We start from the raw sequence: 24213 nt of genomic DNA on the forward strand, positions 1-24213 counted from the left end.
CGGGCGCCTAGTTATCGATAGAATCCGCACGTGAGCGAAAAACGAAGCGAACCCATCGGGCGACTCCCGCGCGAGTGCGCGGAGCGCTATGAAGACGAGCTGCGCGGCCGGCTCGGGCTGGCCCCGCGCGGATTAGAGTGGCTCACCCGCGCCGAAAAACGGCTGGGGTGGTGGGTGACCGGAGCGGTTACGCTTATCGCCGCGTTCACCAGGTTCTTCCGCCTGGGCTTCCCCGACCGCCTCATGTTCGACGAAACCTACTACGTCAAAGGCGCGAATTCGCTGCTGCGCCTGGGCTACGAAGTGGATTGGCAGGGCGGCACGGAGTTCGACACCGCTTTCGCCACCGGCGACTTCTCCCATACCTCACCGGCCGGCGACTACGTGGTTCATCCTCCGCTCGGGAAATGGATCATGGCGGTCGGCCAGGCGATTTTCGGGGAAACTTCCCCCTTCGGCTGGCGCTTTATGGTGGCGCTGGCCGGCACGCTCGCGGTGGCGCTGCTGGTTCGCATCGCCCTGCGCCTCTTCCTCAACCCGTGGCTGGCCGGGGTTGCCGGGATCGCGATGGCCCTGGACGGCATGGGGATCACCATCTCCCGTATCGGGATCCTCGATAACCTGCTGGCTTTCTTTGTGCTGGCTGGATTCTGGGCGCTGCTGCGGGATCGCGATTGGACCCGGGAGCGCCTAGCCCACCGGGTTGCTACCGGGCCGGTGCGCGCGGATGGGCGCCCGGTTGCCTGGGGCCCGCGGGTGTGGTGGCGCCCGTGGATGCTGGCCACCGGGGTATTCCTCGGGCTGGCCTGCGGGGTGAAATGGTCCGGGATTTACGCCGTGGCGGTTTTCGGCCTGGTGGCCTTCGCCTGGGGCATGGCCGCCCGTCACGCGGTGGGGCTGCGGCTGTGGGGAGGTGCCGCGGTTTTCCAGGAGGGAATCCCCGCTTTTATCCACCTGGTTCCCACCGCCGCGGCCACGTACGTGGCCTCCTGGTTCTCCTGGTTCCGCGATAGCCGGTCCTGGGGGCACGGCTGGGCGGCCGGCGTACGCGAAAGTACCCCCGAGGCTCTCCCCTTCCCCTGGCTCCCCAATTCTTTCAACGACCTGGCGCATTATCACAGCCAAATGTGGGACTTCCACAACGGGCTCTCCACCCCGCACACCTACCAATCCTCGGTCTGGCAGTGGTTTGTGCAGTGGCGCCCGGTCTCTTTCTGGTGGCCGAGCTCCGAAGAAATGGCCGGGCAGTGCCCAAGCGGCGAGCGTTGCGTGCAAGCGGTCACGTCGGTGGGTAATCCGGTGGTGTGGTGGCTGGCGCTCCTCGCCCTTGCCGTGGTGCTCTGGGTGGCCTTCACCCGTTTCGACTGGCGCGCCTGGGCGATTGTGAGCGGCTATCTTGCCATGGCCGCGCCGTGGTCACTGTATATGGACCGCACCATTTTCCAGTTCTACGCCATCGCTTTCCTCCCCTTCGTGGCCCTCGCCCTCACCTACGGCCTCGGCTATATCACCGGTGCGCTCGGTGCCCCGCACGCGCGCGGATGCGGGAGCGTGCGCGCGGATTTATACGACGACGGCGCCTGGGGCCACGCGGACTTCGTCTGGGATAAGCCGGTTGGGATATGCGCCTCTCCGGTGCGGTGGTGGCGATGCCGGATAGGCCGCCGCACGCTGACGGCGTGCGGCGTCGTCGTCGTTCTTATTGTGCTGGCGGCGCTGTTCTGGTACCCGATCTGGACCGGGCAAACCGTTTCCTATGAGTTTTGGCGCCTGCACATGTGGCTACCTTCGTGGATTTAGCGCGGGTGGGCACGGCGCAAGCGCGCACCTGGCGATGCTCGCATTTTCGGACAACGTTCAGAAACTTTCCAGAATCGGCGGGCATGCTACCCGATGTGACCGGACCACCGCGGCGGCCGTGGCGGCGGCTAGGTGCGGAGTGAGGAAAGGACGTTTCACATGACAGATGAGTGGCGTAATGACGCGGGCGAACCGGGCGCGCAGCAGCCGAATGCGAACCATGCCGGCCCGGGTCAATCGCACGTGAATCCGAGCCAGCCCGGTGCAAACCAAGGCGGAGGCGCGCAAAGTGCGTGGGCGCAGGCTGGCAGCTCGCAAGGTGCGTGGACGCAGGCCGGCGGCGCGCAATCGACTAGCTACACGAATGCGTACCACTACCCCAGCGTTCCCTCCGCAGGGTATGCCTCCGCGCAGCCGCCTTATCCGAGTGGCTACCCCGGCGCCTCCCAGCAGCAGTACGGATACGGATACGGCTACGGCGGGCAATTCGGTGCCGGAACGCAATTCGGAGCGGCACCGCAGTTCGGCGGCGCACCGCAATTCGGGGCAGCGCCGGTTAAGCGGCGTTCGAAAGGCACCACCGCCATTCTTGTCATTATCGGTATGGTGGTCGCGCTGCTCGTGGGCACCGGGGTGGGGTATTTCGGCCTGGCTCCCGAACCGCAGGCGAGCTCACCTTCCGTCAAAGATCCCTTTAGTTTCCAATACAATGACGGACTGACCGCCCCGAACGACGGACGCCAGCAGGGCGGTGCCGAACCGTATATGCCGATCCCGCGGGATTTCCCCACCCAGCTGCCGGGCGGCAACCACGGTGCGGACGGGCCTATTGACCGGGGCGAAAAAGTTAGCCCGGCGGGTGTGGCCATTATTAATGCGCGGATGGGTTCCGGCATGGGGGCCGGCAGCGGGATTGTCCTCACGGCGGACGGCCAGGTGCTCACGAATTACCACGTGGTTATGGGATCGGATGCCATCCAGGTCGAGATCCCGGCAACCGGGAAAACCTATGCGGCCAGTGTTATCGGGCATGACGAGAAGCGCGACGTCGCCCTTTTGCAGCTCAAGGACGCTTCCGGGCTCACTCCGGCAAAAATTGCCAGCACCCCGGCTAAGCAGGGCGATAAAGTAAGCGCGGTGGGCAACGGGCGCGGCCAGGGCTATCTCACTGAAATTAAAGGCGAGGTGACCGGGCTGGGAATGGACGTGCGGGTGGCCACTGAGGATGGCCTGAGCTTTGACACCCTCAAGGATATGATCGTCACCGATGCCGATGTGGTTCCTGGTTATTCAGGCGGACCGATGATGAACGCCCAAGGCGAAGTGGTGGGGATGAATAGCGCGGCCTCGCAGGGCACCACGTCTGCCCAGGTGTACGGCTTTGCTATTCCTATCGAGCGCGCCCTGTCCATCGTGGAGCAGATCCGCGCCGGGAAGAGCGACGATAACGTAACCGTGGGTAAGAACGCCGCCCTCGGAATTACCGTGGGGCTCAGTGAGCAAAGCCGCGTGACCGTGCTGGCCGTTGGCCCGAATTCCGGGGCGGCGAAAGCCGGTGTGAAGGAAGGCGATACGATTCTGAGCCTGGATGGGCAATCGGTTTCCAGCCCGGCCCAGGTCGCCAAGCAGGTACGCACCCACAAGGTAGGCGACACCATCACCCTGGAAATTTCGCGTGGCGGCGGGGCCCCGCAAACCATTGAGGTAACGCTGGGCGAATCGCCGGTGAACTAAACGGTCGGAGGCACCTTGGAGCCGTACTCCGCATAAAAGTGGACCACCGGATGCGGCCGGAATACCAGAAGGGGACCTGAACAGCTGAGCTGTCCGGGTCCCCTTCGGTGTTCCACATGGAGCGGCAGGCCGCTCCGGTCCTTCAAGACGCGGGTGTGTTCAGGCCCGCGGCCTTGGAGCCTTTACTTCGAGGCGAGGCGGGCGCCTTCCACGAGCGTTTCGAGCTTCGCCCAGGCGATAGACGGGTAGATGCGCCCGCCCAGGCCACAATCGGTCGAGGCGATCACGCGTTCGGCACCCACCAGCGAGGTGAAATGCTCGATGCGCTGCGCCACCAGCTCGGGATGCTCCACCACATTCGTGGAGTGGGAAACGACGCCCGGGATGAGTACCTTGTCATCCGGCAGGGCAATATCTTCCCAAATCTTCCATTCGTGAGCGTGGCGGGCATTGCCCGCTTCGAAAGTCAGGCCGCGGGCCTTCACCTTCAAACACAGATCCACGATATCCCGGAAGGGAATATCGGTGGTGTGCGGGCCGTGCCAGGATCCCCAGCATACGTGCAGGCGCACAAGCTCCGGATCGATGCCTTCCAGGGCGTAGTTGATCGCTTCAATACGGCGAGCCACCCAGGTGCGGTAATCGGCAACGGCCGGTTCCGGATTGACCTGGTCCCAGCCTTCAGCCAGCGAGGGATCGTCGATCTGGACGGTCAGGCCGGCATCGGTGATGATCTTGTATTCCTCGTGGAGGGCATCGGCCATCGCGGTGAGGACTTCATCTTCCGACTTGTAATGCGTATTGGAAATACGCGCCGCAGACCCGGGAGACAGCGCCGCGATAAACCCGGAGGATGCATCAAGCCCATTGGCCTTGAGTGCCTTGAGGGTAAGGTCGACGTCGCGCTGGGTTTGTTCGGCACCAATGTAGGTCACGGGGCCGGTGATGGTGGGCATGGCCACTTCCTGGCGCTTGGCCTGGTGAATTCCCGATTCCGGATCCGTGTAGGCATCCTTGAAACGCTGCCAATCCCGGCGCTCATCGAAGGGAACGAGCTCAACCGCTCCCCCACCCGCGGTAGCCGCCGCGTGGAATTCGTTATCCGTGAATTCCAGCCCGCCCAGGCGCGAGAATGAGTACCACCACCAGGAACCGTAATTAGTTACTTCGGTCATGACGTGGCCGTATTCGCCGTCGTTAATAATATCGAGGCCGATATCCTTCTGGCGCGCAACAACGCCAGCAACTTCTGCGTCGAGCTTTTCTTTGAATTCGGCGTCGCTAATCTGGCCGTTTTGGTGTGCTTCGTTGGTCGCGCGCAGCGAATCGGTGCGCGGAAGGGAGCCGACATGAGTGGTCTTGATCTTCGTCATTATAAAGTCCTTTGTACTGGGTGTGGTGATGGAGATCGGTCCGACTCAGCGTATCCCATCAACGATACGACGCCGCAGCGGCGGGTGCTCAGTGAGACGTAACGGACCGGGGCGAGACGTCCTCGCGCGCGGAATCGCCCGAAGGCCAAGTGGAATCCGCGCTAGCCCAGCATTCGCATTCGGGCGGCGGGCATCGTCATGGCAGAGCGAGGATCATTGAGAACCATGGTGCATCCTTTCCGTCCGAATCGGAGCGCCGGGGCCGTGCCGCCGGCGTTTCTTTGAGGTAGTGCCCCTTGTGGGCGCCTACCTCCAGTAGCCTAGAGGGAATTATTAAGCCACGTCAACTTGTTGCCCACTATATGAGATGAGAGTTCTTGGACAGGGTAGCGCAGGGGCAGCACAACAAAAACAGAACGGGCCCGGGTAAAAACCCGGACCCATTCCGCGTGAAACGATGAAACAGTTGAGGATGAATAACCTAATGGCAACCAGCCTCGGAACTGTTTTTAGTGCCAGAGGCAGGTTTGCTTAGGCAAACTTGCGGTAGGCCACGAAGGCACCACCGGCCAGGAGGAGCAGAGCAGCCCCACCAGCAGCCGCACCGGCGTCAACACCGGAGTTGGCCAGCTTCTTGGCGTCGGCCTTCTTGACTTCCTTCTTGGGGTCAGCCTTCTTCTCAGCCTTAGGATCAGCCTTCTTCTCGGCATCCTTCTTGGGATCGGCCTTCGGCGCGGGCTTTTCAGCCTTCGGATCCGCCTTGGGGTCAACCTTGGGGGCCTGGCCCTTCAGAGCGTCAAGAGCCTTCTGGGCAGCGTCGAGTTCGGCGACGGCCTTGTCGTAGGCATCCTGAGCCGGACCAACACCCGGGAAGGCGTCAAGAGCTTCTTCAGCGTAGCTGAGGGTGCCCTTCTGGATCTCGATGTAACGGGGGGTATCAGCGATATCGGTCTTAATTTCTTCCACCGTGCGGAGACCAGCAACGCCCGCCTGTGCGGTGTTCATGGCATTCTTGGCATCAACCATAGCCTTCTGAAGCGCCTCATCGTTCATGTTGGCTTCGAAAGCTTTGCGAGCTTTATTGTAATTCTCCTGGGCGGTAGCCAAAGCCGCGTAGGCAGCCTCAGCCTTCTCAAGTTCCGCGGGAAGTCCAGCATTGACAACTTCAAGTTCAGTCAGCTTAGCCTTCGCGTTCGAAACGGCAATTTCGAGCTTTTCAAGTTTTTCGGAAGCGGCCTTCACTTCAGCTGCCGCGGCATCAACCTTAGCCTTGGCATCAGCAACAGCCTTTTCAGCCGCCGTGGTATCGGCAGCGGTCACCTGCGGTGCATCAGGCGCGGCAGGAGCAGCGTAAGCTACACCCCCCCCCCGCGGCGAGCATGACACCAAAGGTAGCGCCAGCCACAATCTTCTTCAACTGCATGTCTACTCCTATAAACGTATGTCCATGGCATGAATTCCTCAGTAAAGGCTTTATCGACCGATCCCATTCGCCAGCCGTGCACTCCACTGAGCACCTGCCACAACAGTCACAATACTTTATTGCGCTCTATTAATATACGGGAATGATGAGATTTTCGGAACTCTGTGACCACCGCCACTCACGGTGTTTTTTCCTTTTAATTTCGCGCCATATTAACATTCCGATTTTATTTAAGATATGCATTTGCCCAGCTCAAAGATTCATCAATGGAATTAATATACCTTTGTATTCAACTTTTCGACCAAAGTCCCGTCCAGCCCCCTCAGCAACCTCACGCCTTTAGCCGGGCCGGGTACACCCGCCGCGTGACTATGCACGTAGCGACGTCTGCCCGGCACCTCCCCGGATCCCTCCCCAGATCCCTCCCCGGATCCTTCCCCTGCCCGCACCCACACCGCTCAGCGCCTCCGCGCCTACTCCGCCCCCACTCCGTCAGAACGCGTCCAGCGCACCTTCGCACCTGTCCACATAGCCCACAATTCCCCACCCGGGCGGTGAAGGCGATAAGCTCAAGGCGCTAATGCAGCACATTCCTCACATATCGGGAAAGACCTCTATGTCCACGAATTCCACGCCGGCTCCGTCCGGCACTCCGGCGCCGGGAACGCCGACTACCAGCGCACCCGCAGCAACCGGCACCCACGCCACTACCCACGCAGCCCACCTGCACCGAGATCTGCACAATCGCCATATCCAGATGATCGCGCTGGGCGGGGCCATCGGAACGGGCCTCTTCTACGGCTCAGCCTCCTCCATCAGCTTGGCCGGTCCGGCTATCCTCTTCGTCTATCTCATCGGCGGATGCACGATCTACCTTGTTATGCGCGCCCTGGGTGAAATGAGCGTGCACGAACCGGTGCCCGGCGCTTTCTCCCATTACGCCTATACATACTGGAGCCCGCGCGCCGGCTTTATCTCGGGCTGGAATTACTGGTTTAACTACATTTTCGTGGCGATGTCGGAACTATCCGTCGTCGGCCTCTATATCAATTACTGGTTCCCGGCGGTCCCCACGTGGCTCACCGCCGCGTTCTGCCTGGTCTTCATCACGGCCGTCAACCTACTCGGGGTACGCGCCTTCGGTGAATTCGAATTCTGGTTCGCGCTCGTCAAGGTCATCGCAATTATCGGAATGATTGTGCTGGGCATTCTTGTGCTTGTCGTCGGGCTCCAAGAACCTCACCAGGTCCCGCCCGGAACCTCTTTCGCCGAGCTGGTTTTCCCCAACGGCCTCAAAGGCGCGACTTTCGCTTTCGTCGTCGTTATGTTCAGTTTCGGCGGCATCGAACTCATCGGCATCACCGCCGGTGAGGCAGACGACCCACGCCGATCCATCCCACGCGCCATCAACCTGGTGATTCAGCGCATCCTCATTTTCTACGTGCTGTCGCTCGCCATTATTATGGCGGTCATCCCGTGGCGCAGCATCGACGGGCACGCCAGCCCCTTCGTCCAGATTTTCGACTCGGTAGGGATCACCTTCGCGGCCCATATCCTCAATTTCGTGGTGCTCACCGCGGCGCTCTCCGTCTACAATTCCGGACTGTACTCCAACGGCCGCATGCTCTATTCGCTGGCGCAACAAGGTAACGCCCCGCGTATTTTCGCCACACTTTCACGAGCGGGCACGCCGTACGTGGGGATTCTGACCTCCTCGGCCGTCACCGTCGTGGCAGTGGTTGTGGTCTTCGCTTTCCCGAACTTCGCATTCGGGTATCTGCTTTCCATCGCCCTCATCGCCGGGATTATCAACTGGACAATGGTCATGATCACCCAGCTGAAATTCCGCGCCGCGCTCGGCCCGGAACGCGTGGCGAGCCTCGCCTACAAGCTCCCCGGCGGCCTAGCCTCCAGCATTTTTGTACTGGTGGCGCTGGCGGCCTGCGTGGTGCTCATGCTTTTCCAAGACGCCTACCGGGTGGCAGTTTTCGTGGGTCCGGCCTGGCTGCTACTCCTCACCATCGCGTACCAGGTGAAAGTTTCGCGTGAGAAGCGCCATGCGCGCGCATAGTTCTTAAAGAGTACGACGACGGCCGGGGCGGGATGCGGATGCATCCCGCCCCGGCGTATCTGGCCCGCGGGAGATTGGGCTATCCGCGGCCGCTCGGGGCCGCTCGGGGCCGCGGGAGTCAGGGATTAGAATTCACCGTCGATAGGCGAATTAGCCACCACCTTGATATTGACGAATTCGTGAATACCCAGGTCAATGAGCTCATGCCCATAGCCGGAGTTCTTCACGCCGCCGAAGGGGATATCCGCCGCGACCGCGGTGGGATGGTTGAGATAGACCATCCCGGTATCCAGCCGTGCAGCTACCTGCTTGCCGCGTTCCAGATCCTCGGTGAAGACCGAACCGCCCAAGCCGTACGGGGAATCATTGGCGAGGGTAATTGCCTCTTCTTCGTCCTTGACCCGGTAAATCTGGGAGACCGGCCCGAAGAATTCCGTATAGCGGCACCGGGCGCCCGCGGGGATCTCCGTGAGGATCGTGGGCTGGAAGAAGTTACCGTGCTCGGGTAGCTCAATTCCCGCTTCTTCAGCCTTCGCGCCTTCCGCAATAGCTTCTTCCAGCTGCTTGGCCAGATCACGCTTCGCTGCCGCCGAGGATAGCGGTGCCAAGGTGGTTTCCCGATCCATCGGGTCCCCGGCCTTGAGCTGCTTGACGCCTTCCCGGTATTTCTCCATGAATTCGTCATACACAGCATCCACAACGATCATGCGCTTGGACGAGCAGCACACCTGCCCGGCATTCCAATGCCGGCCGGTAACCGCCCACGCAACCGTCTTATCAAGATCAGCATCCTCGAGCACGATAAAGGCATCAGCCCCGCCCAGTTCCAGCGTGGACTTCTTAATGTACTTGCCGGCAAGCTGCGCGATGGCCGCGCCTGCCACTTCCGAGCCGGTAAGCGCGACCCCGCGCACGCGCGGATCAGCCAGCACAATCTCCGACTGGTCATGGGAGAGGTAAAGATTCTGGAAACAACCTTCGGGTAGGCCCGCTTCGCGGAAGATCTCCACGAAGGTTGCCGCCGATTCCGGAACGATGGAGGCATGCTTGAGAATAAGGGTATTGCCGGCGAAAAGCTGCGGGGCAGCCACGCGGACAATCTGGTAGTAGGGGAAGTTCCACGGCTCCACCATGAAGAGCACCCCGAGGGGCTGGAAGAGCAGCTGCACGGAGTCCTTCCCGTATTTATCCGAGGGGAGCGTGCGAGTGGCAAGATACTTCTCACCATTGCGCACATAGTCCTCAAACATCGCGATACAGATATCGACTTCCGCTTCTGCCTCCCCGATCACCTTCCCCATTTCCTTGGTGATAATCGAGGCGTATTCGGTGCGGCGTTCGCGCAGCAGATCAGCGGCCTTCTGGAGCACCTGCGCGCGCTGCGCATACGGTGTTTCCCGCCACTCCAAAAAAGCTTCATGGGCAACGTCAACTGCCTTCTTGACTTCTTCATCCGTGGCAGTGGGATATTCCTTGAGTAGTTCACCGGTGTACGGACTCACTGTTTGGTACGCCATTGTTCAACCTCCGCGTATCGGTGCGAGCAGACCCGCGGCCCACCCGCGTAGTGGATAAATTCGATGGGCTTCCCGGCGCATCCCGCGCGCCTCATCCCCTGCGCGAAAGCGCATATACCGGGATGTAGGGCCGGGTAGGGAGGCGACGGCGCTTCGCTACCCGCGGGAAGAGAGCAGTTATATTGTTATGACGGGAACGCGGAATCTCCCGCGTTCCTACCTATTACTCTACCTATTTTTCAGCAGATGTGAGCGGTTTCATACCTCTGGGCGAAATGTGACAGCCCCGGGACCCTTGTCCCGAAGCTGCGTCGTCGTTCCTGCGCGCTAGGTGCCACAAGGTATCCGCCCGGCCCCGCCACGGGGATACGCCCCCTACACTAGGGACTATGAGTAACACTTTCCCCCAGGGGGCAGATATGCCCTCGGACCACTCCTTCAACGCGCCCGGCCCCGCCGGCACTCCCCTGCCCGGGGCTGCTGCAGGCACTCCCGCGGTACGCACCACTCCGCCGCTGGCGGCCCCGCTCGGCGTGCTGGCCGGTTCCATTATCGGTTTCATCGGCACGGCGCTGCACTTCTGGACCCTGCATATGAGTGCCGGCACCCAGTCGGAAGATTTCGGCGTCAAGCTATGGGAAGCCGATACGAAGTCGGTCGCTATTTTCATCACCATCGGCCTGGCCCTGGGTGCTATCGGCGCATTCGTAGGGCTGGTGCGGCAGGCGCCCGCCGCGGTGCGCAAGACGTGGTCCTCGGGCGGCATTGTCGGCGCGGTTATTGTGGCGATTTACCTGGTTATTAATATCAAGCCTTCGGATGCGGATACCATCATTGCCTACGGGCAGTCCCAGGGCGTGGATGTGGATATTGCTCCCGGCATTGGCTTCTATCTGCTCGCGGTGGCCGCCGTGCTCATGCTCGGTTTCGGTATCTGGCAAATCGCCAAAACTCCGGCCGCGGTAGCCAGTGCCCCGCAGCCCGGCCCGGTTCCCGGTGGCGAAGCGCCTTTTGCCGGCCAGGCCCCGCAGTTCCCACCGCAGAATTCACCACAATTCCCGCCGCAGAATTCCCAGAACCCAACGCAACCGCGCGACAAGGACGAGCAAGAACCGCAAAACTAGCGGCTCTTACGGTTAAAGGCCCAGCTCGAAGAGGTCGTTCGCTACCGTGATCACGCCTTCCTCCGCGTTGGAAGGCGCCACGTAGCGAGCGGCCTCCACCACATCGGGCTGGGCATTCGCCATAGCGAAGCTGAAGTGCGCGTGCTCGAACATGGGGATGTCATTATTGAAATCCCCGAAGCACAGGGTCTGCGCCGGGCTGATGCCCAGGCTTGCCTGGAGGCCGGCCAGGCCGGTGCCTTTCGTGGCTGCGGCGGGATTGACATCCGTCCACAGCTCGCCGCTGCGCACCACATCCACCCCCGGCCCGAGCGTTTCCAGCAGCGGGATGACGCGCCGGAGCGGGTCAGCGAAACTGAGCACCCCAATTTTGTAAATCCCCTCGGTATGGGGCATGAGGTCGGGAACAATCGCATTGGCGTGGTAATAGGCGAGGGTTTCGTCAAGAAACGCGGTGTCACTGCGTTCGGCGTAGGCTTTCTCCCCGCAGAGCACCGTGCCCACATCCTCCCCCGCCGCGCTGAGCTCACGCACGATCTCCACCACCCGTGCGCTGGTTTCCCGGGGCAGGGTGGTGATGGCCAGCGGTTCGCCGTCGCGGCGTACATTTGCCCCGTTCTCCGCAATAATTGGCATACCTTCCACGTGTGCGGAAAACATATCCGCCAGCGTCTGGTACTGGCGCCCGGAGGCCGGGCAGAAAATAATACCGCGTTCCCGCAGGCGCGCCACCAGCTCATTGCCACGTTCCGGAAAGATTTTCCCGGGCAGGAGGAACGTGCCATCCATATCAACGACGACGAGTTTCACGCTGGCGGCGGCCTCGCGCAGGAGGCTCAGGTCGGTAGGCGCGGGCTGCACGAAAAGCCTTTCTGCTAGTGCTACGTGGAGAGCGTTCTAGTTGTCGGAACCCGTGGCACCGGGAGTACCCGCGGCGCCCGTAGCACCCGCACCGGCGGCGCTGCCTGCGCCAACACCGGCCAGAGCCACCACGTCCGCACGGCTAGCCGTATAGCCTTGCGCACCCGAAGCCCCGGTAGCGATCGCACCGAGGGCGGTGCCCCAGCGGGCCGCGGTGGCCAGGGATTCACCCACGGCCAGGGCGGCCGCGAAAGCACCCACAAAGGCATCGCCCGCACCGGTGGTATCCACCACGTCCACGTGGTGAGCGGGCAGGGCGTCGGCCTTAACATCGGCATCGGGCAGGTAGGCGTCAATGTACTGGCAGCCGTGGCTGCCCAGGGTCACCACGATGGACCCGCCGTAGCGCAGGTGGAGCTGCTGAGCACGATCAGTCACCTTGGTTCCGAGGATGGTATCCGCTTCGGTTTCGTTAACGATAAGAACGTCCACGTTCTCCAGCAGGTGACCCACAGGAGCGGCCGGGGCGGCATTGAGCACCGTGGTAGCCCCGCGTTTCTTAGCTTCGCTCAGGGCTGCTGCCACCGCGGGTTCGGGAATTTCCAGCTGGCAGACCACAATATCCCCGCTCTGCACCGCGGCTAGGCGCTCCACCACATTCTCCGGAGTATTCGCGGCGTTCGCGCCGGCCACCACCACGATGGCATTTTCCCCATCGGCATCGGATTGGATCATGGCCTGCCCGGTAGGTTCACTCACCCGCAGCACCGCATCCATATCAAGATTTTCTTCCGCAGCGAGCTCAGCCGCAACGGCATCCCCCACAGCATCGCGCCCGAGAGCCGCCACCATAGTGACGGGGATTCCCATACGAGCCGCAGCAACCGCCTGGTTAAGCCCCTTCCCTCCCAGCGCGGTGTGGGAGCTGAGCGCAGAAATTGTTTCTCCCGGCTCCACAAAATTCTCCACCTTGAGGAAGGTATCGGAATTCATGCTTCCAACAACGAAAATGCGTGCCATGGATACACCCCGTTCTGTCTAGGCTCGTGCGCGGGCGACGGCGCCAATCGCGCGGCTCATTACCTCATATACTACCCGGAGCCGCTCCGTTTCCGGCGCGGATTTTATAGGTACGACGACGCGCGCGGCGCCTCGCGCCGCGCGGGGAACCCACCCGGCGGCCCGCTAAGCGCAATGCGTGGCGATATACTCGCGCACCGCTTCCGGATCGGCCGGGACCTCGGTGGAGCGCTGCGGGAGGGCCAGAAGCCCGGCAAGGCGTTCGTCCAGGTCAGCGGCCGCATCCCCCACCGCTTCGCGAACCGTATGGGCGAATTTCTCCGGGCGGGCGGTTTCCAAGGCGAGGACCGGGACCGTGCCGTCACTCAGGCGGCGCGCCACCGTGACCGCATCAGCGGTATGCGGGTCAATAAGAATCCCGCTGGTGCGGTAGGTCCACTCAATAGCAGCCAGGCGGTCCGCATGGTGGGATGAGGAGGCCGCGAAGCCGAATTTCTCCCCGAATTCCGGAAGATACGTGTGCATATCCAGAGTTCCGGTGGCGTTCAGCTGCTCCCAGGCAGCCGGGAATTCCGCCCCCAGCACCTGGTAGATGAAACGCTCCACATTGGATGCCTTGGAAATATCCATGGAGGGGCTGGAGGTGGCGTATGTACGCTCGCGCGAGCGCGGGGTATAGCGCCCGGTGGTGAAGAATTCTTCCAGCACATTGTTTTCGTTGGTGGCCAGCAGTAGCCGGCGGATGGGAAGGCCCATGCAGCGGGCCAGGTGGCCGGCGTAAATATTGCCAAAATTACCGGAAGGGACACAGAAATCCACTCGGGTGGTGGCCGCGCCCACCCCGCCAGCAGCACCGGGAGCGGAAGGGGACGCCGCGCCAGCGGCGGCGTCGTCGTTCCCAACGCGCGCGGCAGCACCATCCGTGAAACGCAGCCACGCCCAGAAGTAGTACACAATTTGCGCGGCAATACGCCCAAAGTTGATAGAATTGACCGCGCCGATGCGGTAGCGCGTTTTGAAGTCAATATCGGAGCTGAGGGTTTTGACGATGTCTTGGCAGTCGTCGAAAACACCATCGACCACGAGATTGTGGATATTAGCATCCTGGAGGGAATACATCTGAGCGCGCTGCACCGCGGACATGCGCCCACGCGGAGAAAGCATCACCACCTGCACACCCGGCTGGCCACGGAACGCGTATTCCGCCGAGGAACCCGTATCCCCCGACGTAGCGCCCAAAATGGTGAGTTCACGCCCGGTGGCAGCCAGCACATAGGGAATCGCCTGGCCTAGGAACTGCATAGCGAGATCCTTGAAAGCCATCGTGGGGCCTTCCGAAAGGCCGACCAACACGAGGGTGTCGTCCACGCGGCGCAGCGGCACCCCGCCCGGGAAGTTCTGCGGGCTATAGGCGACCGCGGTGAGACGCTCGAGATCCGCGGTGGGAATATCGGTGGCGTACAGGCCGATAATCGCCGCGGCTAGCTCCGGGTAGCTCAGGCCGCGCCACGCTTCGAGCTGGGCGGCATCCACGTGCGGGATACTTTCGGGTACCACCAGGCCGCCGTCCGGGGCCAGACCGTCCAGCAGAATATCGGTGAAAGAAGCCGGTTCCATCCCGGAACGGGTGGAGATGAACTGCATGCTCGCCTTTCGCTGAGGGTGGGTGCGGGAAAAGAGCGCCGCTCTCCCATCATAGTGGCTCCCCGCCGCTGGCAATACCGGTAGCCAAGCGCGAACGGCCCGGCGCATACGGGCCGCGGTGCACACGGCCCGCGGCGCGCAGGGGCCACGCGCCTAGGGGCCACGCGCGCAGGGCTCTTCACATTCTCTTCACGAAGCCTCCAGGAAGTCTCCAGTAAGCTGAGAAACGCTAGTGCCTATCAGAAATTTTCCCGAAGACGTGAAAGGTACCCGGTAGTGACCTTAGCTGGACGCGCGTGGCGTTACGTCACGCGAAAACATATCCGTACCCTCCTTCTTTTCATCATCATCACGGCCGTGGTCACCGTGCTGGTTTCGGCCGGGGCGGTGAAAACGGCATCGGCAGCGGCGGGCCGCGACGCGGAACGCACCCTGGGATCCGGTTTCGTGCTGGAGAACTCCCCCTATAATTCCGGCACCCCGCGCGGGGGCGGGACGGTCAAACCCGCGGACGTGGAGCGGATCGCGGCGCTGCCCGGGGTGGATCGTTTCACCGCGCGCCAGGATGTGACCGCGGATCTTGTGAACGCCAAGGTGGCCCGGCTGGACCGGCAGGAATACGATGCCAAGCGCGAGGCGCAGCTGGGCAATGCGGTGAGCGTGCGCGGGGTGAGTGCCAGCGCGGATGAAACGAATATTCGCAGCGGCACCCTCGAGCTGGTGGCCGGGCGGCATATCACCCGCGAGGATAAAAATAAGGCAATTATTCACGAGGATTTAGCGCGGCTCAACGGGCTGACCGTCGGCTCGAAACTCACCCTGCGCGGTAATCCTTATGATTACGACAATACAAAGAAATCCACGGCGGAAGTGACCGTGGAGATTGTGGGGTTGGTGCGCGGGGATAATCCGCAGCCGGCCGCGCGCCGCCTCGAACTTTTCGCCAACGCGGTTTACACCGACCTTGCCACCACCCGGGCACTGTATGCCTACACCCCGGAGACGGAAATTTACCAGGACACCACCTTCTTCGTGACCGAGGGCGCCGATAGCGAAACGGTGATGAACGAGGCCCGCGGCCTTCCGATCGATTGGCGCAATTACCAGCTCACCCGCACCTCTCAGCTGCTCACCGGTATTACCGGAGCGGTGGCCGGGGTTCAGAGCGTCATGACCGGCGCAATTATTACGACGGCGCTGCTCGCCCTCGCGCTCCTCAGCCTGGTCCTAGTGCTCTGGCTGCGCGAACGCCGCCGCGAAACCGGGGTGCTCCTCGCTATCGGCACCTCGAAACTGAAGATTCTGGGCCAGTACCTGGTGGAGCTGCTCTTTATTAGTATCCCGGCGGCGGCAGCCGGGGTCGCCCTCAGTACCGTGGTCGCTCAGCGGGTCGGGACAAGCGTGCTGGCTTCGGTGAAGAAGTCCGGAATGGAGGAGCTCACCTCGCAGGCCCCGCTGGGTGGCGGGGTGGATGTCACCACGGCCACGCGCACTTTGGATGATCTTACGGTCCAGTTGAGTGCGGGTACGACGACGCTTGCCCTGGCCCTCACCCTTGCCGTGCTTATCGGGGCAACTGTGCTGGCGGCCCTTCCCATGCTGCGCACCTCCCCGCGCAAGCTGCTGGTGAGTGCGGCATGAGCGAGGTACCTCCCGAAAGCGGCCGGGTGGGCAGCCAGGCGGGCGGCCACGTGCCGCAAAGCTCCCAGCTCCCCGCACCCATGAGCGCGGGGAGGCGTGCCGGGCTCGCGCTACGGCGCCGCCCGGTTCGCAACGGCCTACTTTTCGTGGTCATCACCCTGATTTTCACGGCTTTGGTGGCCCAGGCCGGGGTACGCGGGGCCATGGGCCAGCTGCGCACCGCTATTGATGCCCAGGTGGGAGCCGGTTTCGTTGCGAGTGCACCGGCCGGTTCCCCCAGTGATGCGGATGGCGCGGCTGCCGGAGTACCGGAGAGCGCGCCGGGCGATACGCCGGGCGATGCACCGGGCGATGCACCGAGCAATGCGGTCCCCAGCGATAGCCCCAACACCAACCCCGGCGATAATCCGCTGACACAAGCCGCGCCCACTCTGAGTCCGGACCAGGCCAGCCAGCTCGCGGCGCTGCCAGGGGTGACAAGCACTGCCACCGAGCAAGATATTTTGGCCATTCCGGTTGGAGCCCGAGCCGTGGCCACCGCGGGTGGGGTGCAGTTGGATGCCGGCGTCATGGGCGCGGTGACGGTGACCGCGAGCTCGGATCCGGCGCGGTTCCCGGCTTTCGCGGCCAAGCTCTACCGGCTCGCGTCCGGAAAGATGAACAACGGCGCGGAACCGGGCGCCCTCATCCACCGTGATTTCGCGGAAGCTAATGGCTTGCGGCTTGGCGATGATTTGCGGCTGCGCGGCCCGGCCGGCGAGGTCACCCGTACCGTCACCGGCATTTTCGACGGCACCACCCCGAATCCCTCCGGGTTGCCGGCAAGCGCAGCCGCGAATCGTATCCTCGTGGATAGCGCGGCGGGCGGCGAGCTCAGCGGGGATGCGGGCGCCACCCGAGTGCGGTGTTTCACCGCGAGCGCGAGCGAATTACCCGCGAGCTTGGCCGCGGCCCGCACCGCGCTTCCCGATCTCACTTACGAGCACAATGCCGCGAGTTTCACCGGGGTGCTGCGCGCGGTGGATAGCGTGGAAGGACTGTTGAGTGCGCTGCTCAGCGGTGCGTGCGCGGCCGGAGTGGTGATTGCCGCAGCGGTGTTGGCTCTCTGGGTGCGTGGGCGTATGCGGGAAATTGGGGTCTTGCTTTCGCTCGGGCAGCGGCGCCGGGCGATTGCCGGCGGTTTCGCGCTTGAGTTGGGCGCGCTGGCACTGGCTGGCGGCGTCGTCGCTATTCTTGCGGGGCGCCAGCTCACCGCGCTGGTGGGGCGGGCCGTTGTGGACGGCGCGGCACCGGGCGCGCTGGCCGGGTTACCTCCGGTGGCGGTGAGCGGCACGGATATTGCGTGGGCGTTGGGTATCGGCGCCGGGATTCTTGCCGTGGCGCTGGCGATTGCGCTGTTTCCGATTTTGCGCCGGTCTCCCCGGCAGATTCTTTCGTCACTGAGTTAGGAAAAGATTATGAATGTTATGGAACTTGATCACGTGAGTTATAGCTACCCGGGTAGCGGCGCGAAGGTGCTGACCGATGTGTGCGCGGGTTTCGAGCCGGGTACAGTTACGGCGCTGCTGGGCGCTTCGGGTGCCGGGAAATCGACACTGTTGAGTTTGCTCGCGGGTTTGGATACCCCCACGAAGGGCGCGGTGCTTTTTGAGGGTGTAGATATTGCGACGACGGGCTACGCCCATCACCGCCGTGCCCATATTTCGCTGGTGTTCCAGAATTACAATCTCATTGATTACTTGACGCCACTGGAAAATGTACGGTTGGTGGATCGGCGAGCGGATAGTTCCGTGCTGCTGGAGCTGGGGTTGAGTGAGGATGAGATTCACCGTAATGTGCTGCGGCTTTCTGGCGGGCAGCAGCAGCGGGTGGCGATTGCGCGGGCGCTGGCATCCCCGGCGCCGGTGATTCTCGCGGACGAGCCGACGGGGAACCTTGATGAGGATACCGCGCGCGGCGTGGTCCAGATTTTGCACGACGCCGCACATCTGCATGGCAAGTGCGTCATTCTTGTCACGCACTCCGCGGATATTGCCCGGGGCGCGGATCGCGTTCTCACGCTCTCCCACCGGCGCCTCACCGAGCAGCGGGCGGGAGCGCGTTAGCCACTGCGCTGTACTTCACCTGCGTGAGGATACACGGGCATCGCGCTTGCAACGCGAGCGGGGGTCGAAAGTTATCGGCCCCCGCTCACTCTAATTATTTCGCCTCCAACAAACCTTAGTTGGCTTCCGCTTTCCGATACAGGGCGATACCTGTTCCGAATACGGCAATCACCGCGATAATCAAGCCGCCTTCGAATCCGGTAGCCGGCAGCTTCTTATTGGGTTTTTCCACCTTCTTGATATTCGGAGTGGGTTTCACGCTCGAGGTACCGCTGGGTTCGGCACTCGGGGTAGTACTCGGCTCCGCGCTCGGGTCACCGCTAGGCTCACCGCTAGGCTCAACACTCGGGTGTTCACTGGGGTCGATGCTTGGATTCACGCTCGGTTCGACACTCGGGTCACCACTAGGTTCACTACTGGGGTCCGCGCTCGGATCCATACTCGGGCTACCGCTGGGCGATGTGCTCGGAGTAATGCTCGGCTCCGCGCTCGGGTCACCGCTAGGTTCCACGCTCGGGCCACTACTGGGGTCGACGCTTGGTTCGACACTCGGGTCACCACTGGGTTCCACACTCGGCTTATTACCCGGGTTCTTCACTTTCGTATTGGAAACCACCACAACTTTTTGCTTGAACTGCACCGGCACGACGGTGTCTTTTGCCTTGACGAAGCCTTCCGGAGCCTTGACCTCAACAAAGACATAGTTACCGCGCTTCAGCTCAAGTTTCACGCCTGTCGTGCGATCCGGTAGATAGAGTTTTCCATCCGCGCCGCTCACCAGGTTCTCCAGTTTTACACCATCCCGATTAGTGGCAATATCACCCGGAGTTCCGTCGGATTTCGCTTTGTAGATGCTGAACACCGCACCTGCCAAAGCCTTACCCGTATCATCCTGCTTCACAAAGTCGATTAGCTGATACCCATCGGTCTCAGCAGTAATCCCCGGCGGTTTAAGCTCTTCGGGGTTGTATCCTTTCCCCTTTGCTTCAACGTCACCGGGTTTGGATCCTTCGTATTTAATCGGAGTGCAATTCTGGTCGACCGCTGGATCACAGTTCGGAATCTCTTGAGCGTAATAGGACGCCTTATTGACATAAATAGGCCGTCCGTTTTTGCTGAGCATAACCGAATCATTAACAGGCTCAGCATCAAAGCCGATATTGAAGTATCCACCCCCGTCAAAGTACTTCGAGGAGTAATTCTTCACTCGCAGCATGAATCCTTTACCAACGACCTTATACAGGCCGCCAGCATCATCAATAAGCTTTTGTTCCTCAGCTGTGAGGGTCTCTCCAGCCGGTTTTTGCAGCAGAATATCTTTCGGTACGGTAGCGTTCGCCATGCTCATCATGCCTTGTTTCTTGGCTACGATGTCATAGCGATCCAAAGGGATGGGTTTTTCCTCAAACGCCGCAGTTCGAGAAGATACAGGATTTTCTGGCTCAGGTGTACGGAAGTAGATGTCATAAAGCCACATCTCCATGCGCTGCTCTTCGGGTTTTGTAGAATCTTTTACCCAATGCGGATTCGTTGCTCCAAGTTCAGCCAAGAAGGAATCTTTACCTCCCTGAGTTTTTTCGTCATAAACGGCAACATTCCCACGAATAGCCATATTCACATCAGGCGTGTCGTAAATGATAAATTCATTATTCGGCCGCAACTTGGTACCAACTTGGATCTCAGAGTAGATATACGATTTATCGCCATCTACTTTCGAAGCACCCATCTTCTCCAAAGAAGCCATATCCGGGAGTTTGACAACAGGCTTCTTTACCCGATAGGTAACCTGCTTCCCCGTCGGTTTTCCATCGACTGTAATGTCGTAAGCGACATCAACGTGGGTAACATCTGGATTTTCCTCAAAATACGTGTCGCGTATACCTTTATCAACGTAGAACGGCATCTCAATTTGGGAAGTAACAAAATCTTCACTGACATCGGTGAAAGTAAAGACTCCAATATGCTCCGCTTCAGTAGCCACATCAGCAAGTTTGGCACCGGTGACAGAATCTGTAATTTGAGTGACTGAATTGAAGTTGCCGCTCAGGCGCAACAGGTCTAGAGCGGGATCAACCGGGGTCAAACCAACCTTCAAAACATCCCCCGCGTTGACAGTTGGATGCGCACCTTTCTTAGCCAACTTGAACTTGAGAGTTCCCGCCCATCCCGTAGTCGCGCTAACTTCAGTGGTGGTTCCGATATGAGAATTCACGGTTAAGTTGGAGTTGCGGTTCATCCCGATGGAAGACTGATCAACCAATCCGGAAATGTCATTCGCGGCTGAGGCCGTAGGAATAGCAATACCCGCCAATACAATCGCACCGGAAATCAAGGATGTGAAAAGCCCCCAAAGTTTGCGGTGTTTCATACACTCTCCCGTCTAAGGACATCCTCCTATGGATACCCTTAACGAATCAATAGAATACGATAATGACAATTTCATTTATAGTATTCACTAAGATAAATACTTATCCATTTTGCAACATAATAACTGCGACACGCCCTTCGTTTCAATACACCAATCCCTAACTTCGAGCTCTGTTACGTTGCGGGATAACGCGTTCTGTGAGCTCGAAATAGGTGCGGGCTTCGGTCGCGGCGAAAGGGAGTAAGGCTTCATCACCGAGCGGAGTGAATTCACCTCGGGTTGGCGTTATGTTATCCGCTTTGAGAAGTTCTGCGGCTACCGTGTGGCCAAGCATAACGGGAACGGAGTTTCCGATTTCTCTGAAACCGTTCCACTTGGTTACGTGGAATCTGAACCAATCCAGGTAGCCGTGCAGGCGTGCTGCTTCCCGCACTGTGATCACTCGAGGATGGACGGGATGAATAGAGCGGGGAGCTATGTACGCACCACGGTCTGAGGCGGTACCGGCACGCAAGGTATTGCAGATTCCTTCGGGTGAAGCCGAAGGAATCTGCTGATCCGTTCGGTTGTTCCGGGAAGAGTAGCGGTGAATCGATCAACTGATTTTTGAGCATGAGCTGTTCGTGCGGATGCTGTAAGCCGATCACTCACGGACGAGCGGGGCCGGGCGTGATTCCTCAGATCTTGTGTGACACCGCGCAGGATTGCCGCGTAGGGGCTTGGTTCCGAATATTCAGTGCTCGCCACCGAGTCACCGCGCAGCAATTCCTCAAAAGTATCTGCATCGGGTAGATCTGCAAGAGCGTCACTGACGCAGAGCCCCAACGGGAGCAGACTCTCTTCCGGGAGTGAACCATCGATACGGCGTGGCGTATACCGTGGACTCGGGTAGCTGGGGCGCGGGCGCAATTCCAGGACTAAACGGACAAATTCCTTGAGGAGGGAATTACGTTCATCGTCCAGAGCCCGTTTGCCTATCAGTGAGATCCCCTGGCAGGGTGGATCTCCCACCACAAGGTGAATCTCTTGGTCCTGGATATCTGATTCGGAGCGGATCATAGCGCCGCTGACATTACGCACGTCCGCACAGAAAGTTTTACCGTAGGGGAATTAAATTCGTGGACAGCAGCGCGGATCGGATCGTATTCAACGGACGCGGTAACGTCATACCCGACTTGTTCCAGACCTAGGGAGAACCCGCCAGCGCCCGAAAATAGGTCCACAGCAATGGGACGATGAATAGTCTGTGACATGCTCGCATGTTTAGCAGTGGCTTACGACAGAATTTTGGAGCCAAAGGAAGCTTCCATGACCGTTTCCGTCCATGGTAGCCTGACCATCGAAGACCCTGGAACGATCCCTAGCTTCGGCTAAATCGCTGGGGTTACGGCTTTCCAAAATCCGCACATACGTCACAACCGGTCTATTAGGCCGGGTTCGGAGTCGGAATGATTAAATGGCCGCCGAGGCAAATCGGAAGAGTGCTAACCGTACTCCTAAGCGCCATTGTTACGCTATGCGGCTGTTCAGGCGGCGAAGGCGCATCACACTCGGAAAAAATAATAAACTGGACAAAGTACGAAGTCACAGATTCACACGAGCTGACTTTCACCGCTATCACGGGTGACCCCAAATGTTTCAAGTTGCGTACCGTCGCCAAGGAAACTGATGGACGCATTGAGGTGGCAGTTATCGAGGGAACACCGCCGAATGCCCCACAGCACTGCACGGCTGTCGGGAGGATTGAAAAGCTCATTGTTAAAACTGAAGCTCCAGCGCTAGATCTGGATGTCCACGCTTTACCAGCCGAAGAAGTCCAACTGAATCCCTGACTTCCGAAAAGCGGACTTCGGTGAATGAACAGAAATGTGGCGTGAGTATTTATCAGCCAGAATGGTGGAGCTAAGGGGATTCGAACCCCTGACCTTCTCATTGCGAACGAGACGCGCTACCAACTGCGCCATAGCCCCAAAGACCTGATTAGTTTAGCACCCGAACGGCCCGGAATAAAACTTCGGGGAGTGGTTCCTATTACACCACTCCCCGATCTTCTATTTTCAGTTAGTACCCGCGGCGCGGCAACTCAGCAGTCAGCCAGGACACCCAGCCGGCCAGAGCTACGCGCGGCGCTTGCGCAGCAACTCGTCCAAAGCCGCACCACCCGCGAGGCCATCATGCGCAGGTGCAGTCGCTTGTGCAGAAGGCACTGCAGCTTCGGACTTAGGTGCCGGCGCACTGCTTTGCGGCGTAGCTTGGCCTGCCGGAGCCGCGGCTGCGGCCACATCTTGCGCCACCGCATCCACGAAGGTCACTCGCTCGCCGATCTCCTTCGGGCGGTAGGGCACCGGGGCAACGGGAGCTTCTGGAGCCTGGTAGGGCGCTACCGTGCGCTGTTGGATCTGCGGCTTGAGCGTATAGCTAGGCAGCTGGCGGCGCGGGACCGCCCCGGCCACGAAACGCTTGGGAAGTTTCTCCGCTTGTTCACGCCGCGAACCGGCGATAGGAGCGAAATCTTCCGCGGCAATAATCCCCTGCTCAAGGGTCACCGAAATGCCGGAACGGCGCTTAGGCGCCCGCGCCCCCGCGTTCCGGCTCCGTGCTTTTCCCGGGTTCACCCCGGTCTCCTGTTCCTCGGCGTTCGCAGCCTGCGTATCGCGAGCATCGCCAGCGCCACCATCACGAGCATCGCCAGCAGCTTCACCTTCACCAGCTGCATCTGCGCCACCGGTAGCCGCGGAGGCCGCCGTTGGCATGGTGGCCGCACTCCCGCTCGCAACACTCCGACTGAGATCAGCACTCCGCCCCAGGTCAGCGCTGCGGCTCGCATCAGCCGTCAGCGCCCCGAGGTCATCGCTTCCCAGCGCCGCGCTGGCCGCACTCAAAGCCGAATGTGCGGAAGCAGCCGAGACCGCCGAACGCCCGGGGCGCGGGCGGGCCGGGCGGCGCGAATGGCGCTGTGCCCCGCGGGTCTTCCGAATACCGAGTTCCTCGGTGAGCTCAGCAATATCCTCGCGGTCACGAGCCGTCGCCTTACCCATTTCGCTGAGCAAGTACCCAAAGCCGGCCCCGTACAGCACCCCTACGCCCACGGCAACGTAGAAAATCCAGCGTGGCATCGTCGTCGTAAAAGCAAGAGCGCCGAGCACCGCAATAAGCAAGCCTAAAGCGCCCGCAACCACGAAACCGCGCTGGCGGTTCGCCGCGCGTTGGGAAATACGTGCCTTACGGCGCGCGCGTTCCCGCGCCAGGGTGCGCACATTACGCCCCGCATTGGGTGGAAGAATATCGCGTTCGTCGTTCTCTGCCATGATGACCTCCGGCTTCCGGAAAAAAATAGCCCCGGTTGGCCCACCAGTTTCCACGCCCGCCGTTCCGTCCGGCAGTGCGAGGGTACGTAGCTGGGGTGAATAGCGTTCGTCAATGCGCACATCCGCGAGGATGACGCGCCGGCGATACACCCCAGGGATGACATAGACCATGAGCAGCACAACCACTGCCATCAACGCGTATCCCTGGAACCCCACACAGCCAC

Annotated in this window: 18 protein-coding genes and 1 tRNA gene; 7 read left to right on the plus strand and 12 right to left on the minus strand. The window is 60.8% G+C overall.

Annotated elements, in window-relative coordinates:
• Positions 1–30: 30 nt before the first annotated feature.
• A complete protein-coding gene (locus HMPREF9237_RS08040) occupies positions 31–1800 on the plus strand; it encodes a dolichyl-phosphate-mannose--protein mannosyltransferase (RefSeq protein WP_016443247.1) in 1770 nt (589 codons plus the stop codon).
• A 159-nt stretch (positions 1801–1959) separates the two neighbouring features.
• Positions 1960–3534 (plus strand): S1C family serine protease, encoded by a 1575-nt coding sequence (locus tag HMPREF9237_RS09050; RefSeq protein WP_016443248.1) that lies wholly within the window; start codon positions 1960–1962, stop codon positions 3532–3534.
• 182 nt (positions 3535–3716) lie between these two features.
• Here HMPREF9237_RS09050 and HMPREF9237_RS08050 read toward each other — a convergent pair whose 3' ends face one another.
• Positions 3717–4907 (minus strand): cobalamin-independent methionine synthase II family protein, encoded by a 1191-nt coding sequence (locus HMPREF9237_RS08050; protein ID WP_016443249.1) that lies wholly within the window; start codon positions 4905–4907, stop codon positions 3717–3719.
• A gap of 531 nt (positions 4908–5438) precedes the next feature.
• Positions 5439–6227 (minus strand): hypothetical protein, encoded by a 789-nt coding sequence (locus HMPREF9237_RS08055; protein WP_016443250.1) that lies wholly within the window; start codon positions 6225–6227, stop codon positions 5439–5441.
• Positions 6228–6946: 719 nt separating this feature from the next.
• Between HMPREF9237_RS08055 and HMPREF9237_RS08060 the strand changes: the two genes are divergently transcribed.
• Entirely contained in the window at positions 6947–8401 is a 1455-nt protein-coding gene (locus tag HMPREF9237_RS08060) for an amino acid permease (protein WP_016443252.1), read from the plus strand.
• A gap of 125 nt (positions 8402–8526) precedes the next feature.
• On the opposite strand, the gene HMPREF9237_RS08065 is transcribed toward HMPREF9237_RS08060, so the two are convergent.
• Entirely contained in the window at positions 8527–9918 is a 1392-nt protein-coding gene (locus HMPREF9237_RS08065; protein ID WP_016443253.1) for an NAD-dependent succinate-semialdehyde dehydrogenase, read from the minus strand.
• Between the two features lie 389 nt (positions 9919–10307).
• Between HMPREF9237_RS08065 and HMPREF9237_RS08070 the strand changes: the two genes are divergently transcribed.
• The gene (locus HMPREF9237_RS08070; RefSeq protein WP_155875993.1) at positions 10308–11042 is read left to right on the plus strand and encodes a hypothetical protein; all 735 of its coding nucleotides are present in this window, start codon (positions 10308–10310) and stop codon (positions 11040–11042) included.
• Between the two features lie 12 nt (positions 11043–11054).
• Here the strand turns inward: HMPREF9237_RS08070 and HMPREF9237_RS08075 are convergent, their stop codons facing one another.
• From HMPREF9237_RS08075 to HMPREF9237_RS08085, 3 genes are all read right to left on the minus strand, one after another.
• Positions 11055–11903 (minus strand): Cof-type HAD-IIB family hydrolase, encoded by an 849-nt coding sequence (locus HMPREF9237_RS08075; RefSeq protein WP_016443255.1) that lies wholly within the window; start codon positions 11901–11903, stop codon positions 11055–11057.
• A 36-nt stretch (positions 11904–11939) separates the two neighbouring features.
• Positions 11940–12923: a ribokinase gene (locus tag HMPREF9237_RS08080; protein WP_016443256.1), complete on the minus strand. Its 984-nt coding sequence runs from the start codon at positions 12921–12923 to the stop codon at positions 11940–11942.
• 165 nt (positions 12924–13088) lie between these two features.
• A complete protein-coding gene (locus HMPREF9237_RS08085; RefSeq protein WP_016443257.1) occupies positions 13089–14567 on the minus strand; it encodes a threonine synthase in 1479 nt (492 codons plus the stop codon).
• A 276-nt stretch (positions 14568–14843) separates the two neighbouring features.
• Here HMPREF9237_RS08085 and HMPREF9237_RS08090 point away from each other — a divergent pair, with 276 nt between their 5' ends.
• The 3 genes from HMPREF9237_RS08090 to HMPREF9237_RS08100 are packed head-to-tail and all read left to right on the plus strand — an operon-like array spanning position 14844 to position 18313.
• Positions 14844–16208 (plus strand): ABC transporter permease, encoded by a 1365-nt coding sequence (locus tag HMPREF9237_RS08090; protein ID WP_016443258.1) that lies wholly within the window; start codon positions 14844–14846, stop codon positions 16206–16208.
• On the plus strand, positions 16205–17656 hold the full coding sequence (locus HMPREF9237_RS08095) for an FtsX-like permease family protein (protein ID WP_016443259.1): 1452 nt from the start codon (positions 16205–16207) through the stop codon (positions 17654–17656). The genes HMPREF9237_RS08090 and HMPREF9237_RS08095 overlap by 4 nt, the downstream gene beginning before the upstream one ends.
• A gap of 9 nt (positions 17657–17665) precedes the next feature.
• A complete protein-coding gene (locus HMPREF9237_RS08100; protein WP_016443260.1) occupies positions 17666–18313 on the plus strand; it encodes an ABC transporter ATP-binding protein in 648 nt (215 codons plus the stop codon).
• Between the two features lie 115 nt (positions 18314–18428).
• Here HMPREF9237_RS08100 and HMPREF9237_RS08105 read toward each other — a convergent pair whose 3' ends face one another.
• From HMPREF9237_RS08105 to HMPREF9237_RS08120, 6 genes are all read right to left on the minus strand, one after another.
• A complete protein-coding gene (locus HMPREF9237_RS08105) occupies positions 18429–20681 on the minus strand; it encodes a prealbumin-like fold domain-containing protein (protein ID WP_016443261.1) in 2253 nt (750 codons plus the stop codon).
• A gap of 157 nt (positions 20682–20838) precedes the next feature.
• Positions 20839–21195, minus strand: coding sequence for a DNA cytosine methyltransferase (locus tag HMPREF9237_RS09915; protein WP_196800268.1), 357 nt, complete (start codon positions 21193–21195; stop codon positions 20839–20841).
• The gene (locus HMPREF9237_RS09920; protein WP_016443263.1) at positions 21156–21740 is read right to left on the minus strand and encodes a DNA cytosine methyltransferase; all 585 of its coding nucleotides are present in this window, start codon (positions 21738–21740) and stop codon (positions 21156–21158) included. The genes HMPREF9237_RS09915 and HMPREF9237_RS09920 overlap by 40 nt, the downstream gene beginning before the upstream one ends.
• Complete coding sequence (locus HMPREF9237_RS09925) at positions 21737–21934, minus strand: DNA cytosine methyltransferase (protein ID WP_196800270.1); 198 nt, start codon at positions 21932–21934, stop codon at positions 21737–21739. The genes HMPREF9237_RS09920 and HMPREF9237_RS09925 overlap by 4 nt, the downstream gene beginning before the upstream one ends.
• 641 nt (positions 21935–22575) lie before the next feature.
• A tRNA-Ala gene (locus HMPREF9237_RS08115) sits at positions 22576–22651 on the minus strand.
• A 147-nt stretch (positions 22652–22798) separates the two neighbouring features.
• Positions 22799–24181 carry a DUF6667 domain-containing protein gene (locus HMPREF9237_RS08120; protein ID WP_016443265.1) on the minus strand — a complete coding sequence of 461 codons (1383 nt, stop codon included), beginning with the start codon at positions 24179–24181 and terminating at the stop codon, positions 22799–22801.
• Between the last annotated feature and the right edge of the window lie 32 nt (positions 24182–24213).

The organism is Actinotignum schaalii FB123-CNA-2 (assembly GCF_000411135.1).
Classification (GTDB): domain Bacteria; phylum Actinomycetota; class Actinomycetes; order Actinomycetales; family Actinomycetaceae; genus Actinotignum; species Actinotignum schaalii_A.

Bases quoted from the DNA above. Each gene is read 5' to 3' on its own strand.
- HMPREF9237_RS09050 (WP_016443248.1), top strand. From the start codon at position 1,960: ATGACAGATGAGTGGCGTAATGACGCGGGCGAACCGGGCGCGCAGCAG.
- HMPREF9237_RS08050 (WP_016443249.1), bottom strand. From the start codon at position 4,907: ATGACGAAGATCAAGACCACTCATGTCGGCTCCCTTCCGCGCACCGAT.
- HMPREF9237_RS08060 (WP_016443252.1), top strand. From the start codon at position 6,947: ATGTCCACGAATTCCACGCCGGCTCCGTCCGGCACTCCGGCGCCGGGA.
- HMPREF9237_RS08065 (WP_016443253.1), bottom strand. From the start codon at position 9,918: ATGGCGTACCAAACAGTGAGTCCGTACACCGGTGAACTACTCAAGGAA.
- HMPREF9237_RS08070 (WP_155875993.1), top strand. From the start codon at position 10,308: ATGAGTAACACTTTCCCCCAGGGGGCAGATATGCCCTCGGACCACTCC.
- HMPREF9237_RS08080 (WP_016443256.1), bottom strand. From the start codon at position 12,923: ATGGCACGCATTTTCGTTGTTGGAAGCATGAATTCCGATACCTTCCTC.
- HMPREF9237_RS08085 (WP_016443257.1), bottom strand. From the start codon at position 14,567: ATGCAGTTCATCTCCACCCGTTCCGGGATGGAACCGGCTTCTTTCACC.
- HMPREF9237_RS08095 (WP_016443259.1), top strand. From the start codon at position 16,205: ATGAGCGAGGTACCTCCCGAAAGCGGCCGGGTGGGCAGCCAGGCGGGC.
- HMPREF9237_RS08100 (WP_016443260.1), top strand. From the start codon at position 17,666: ATGAATGTTATGGAACTTGATCACGTGAGTTATAGCTACCCGGGTAGC.
- HMPREF9237_RS08105 (WP_016443261.1), bottom strand. From the start codon at position 20,681: ATGAAACACCGCAAACTTTGGGGGCTTTTCACATCCTTGATTTCCGGT.
- HMPREF9237_RS09920 (WP_016443263.1), bottom strand. From the start codon at position 21,740: ATGATCCGCTCCGAATCAGATATCCAGGACCAAGAGATTCACCTTGTG.
- HMPREF9237_RS09925 (WP_196800270.1), bottom strand. From the start codon at position 21,934: ATGTCACAGACTATTCATCGTCCCATTGCTGTGGACCTATTTTCGGGC.
- HMPREF9237_RS08120 (WP_016443265.1), bottom strand. From the start codon at position 24,181: ATGGCAGTGGTTGTGCTGCTCATGGTCTATGTCATCCCTGGGGTGTAT.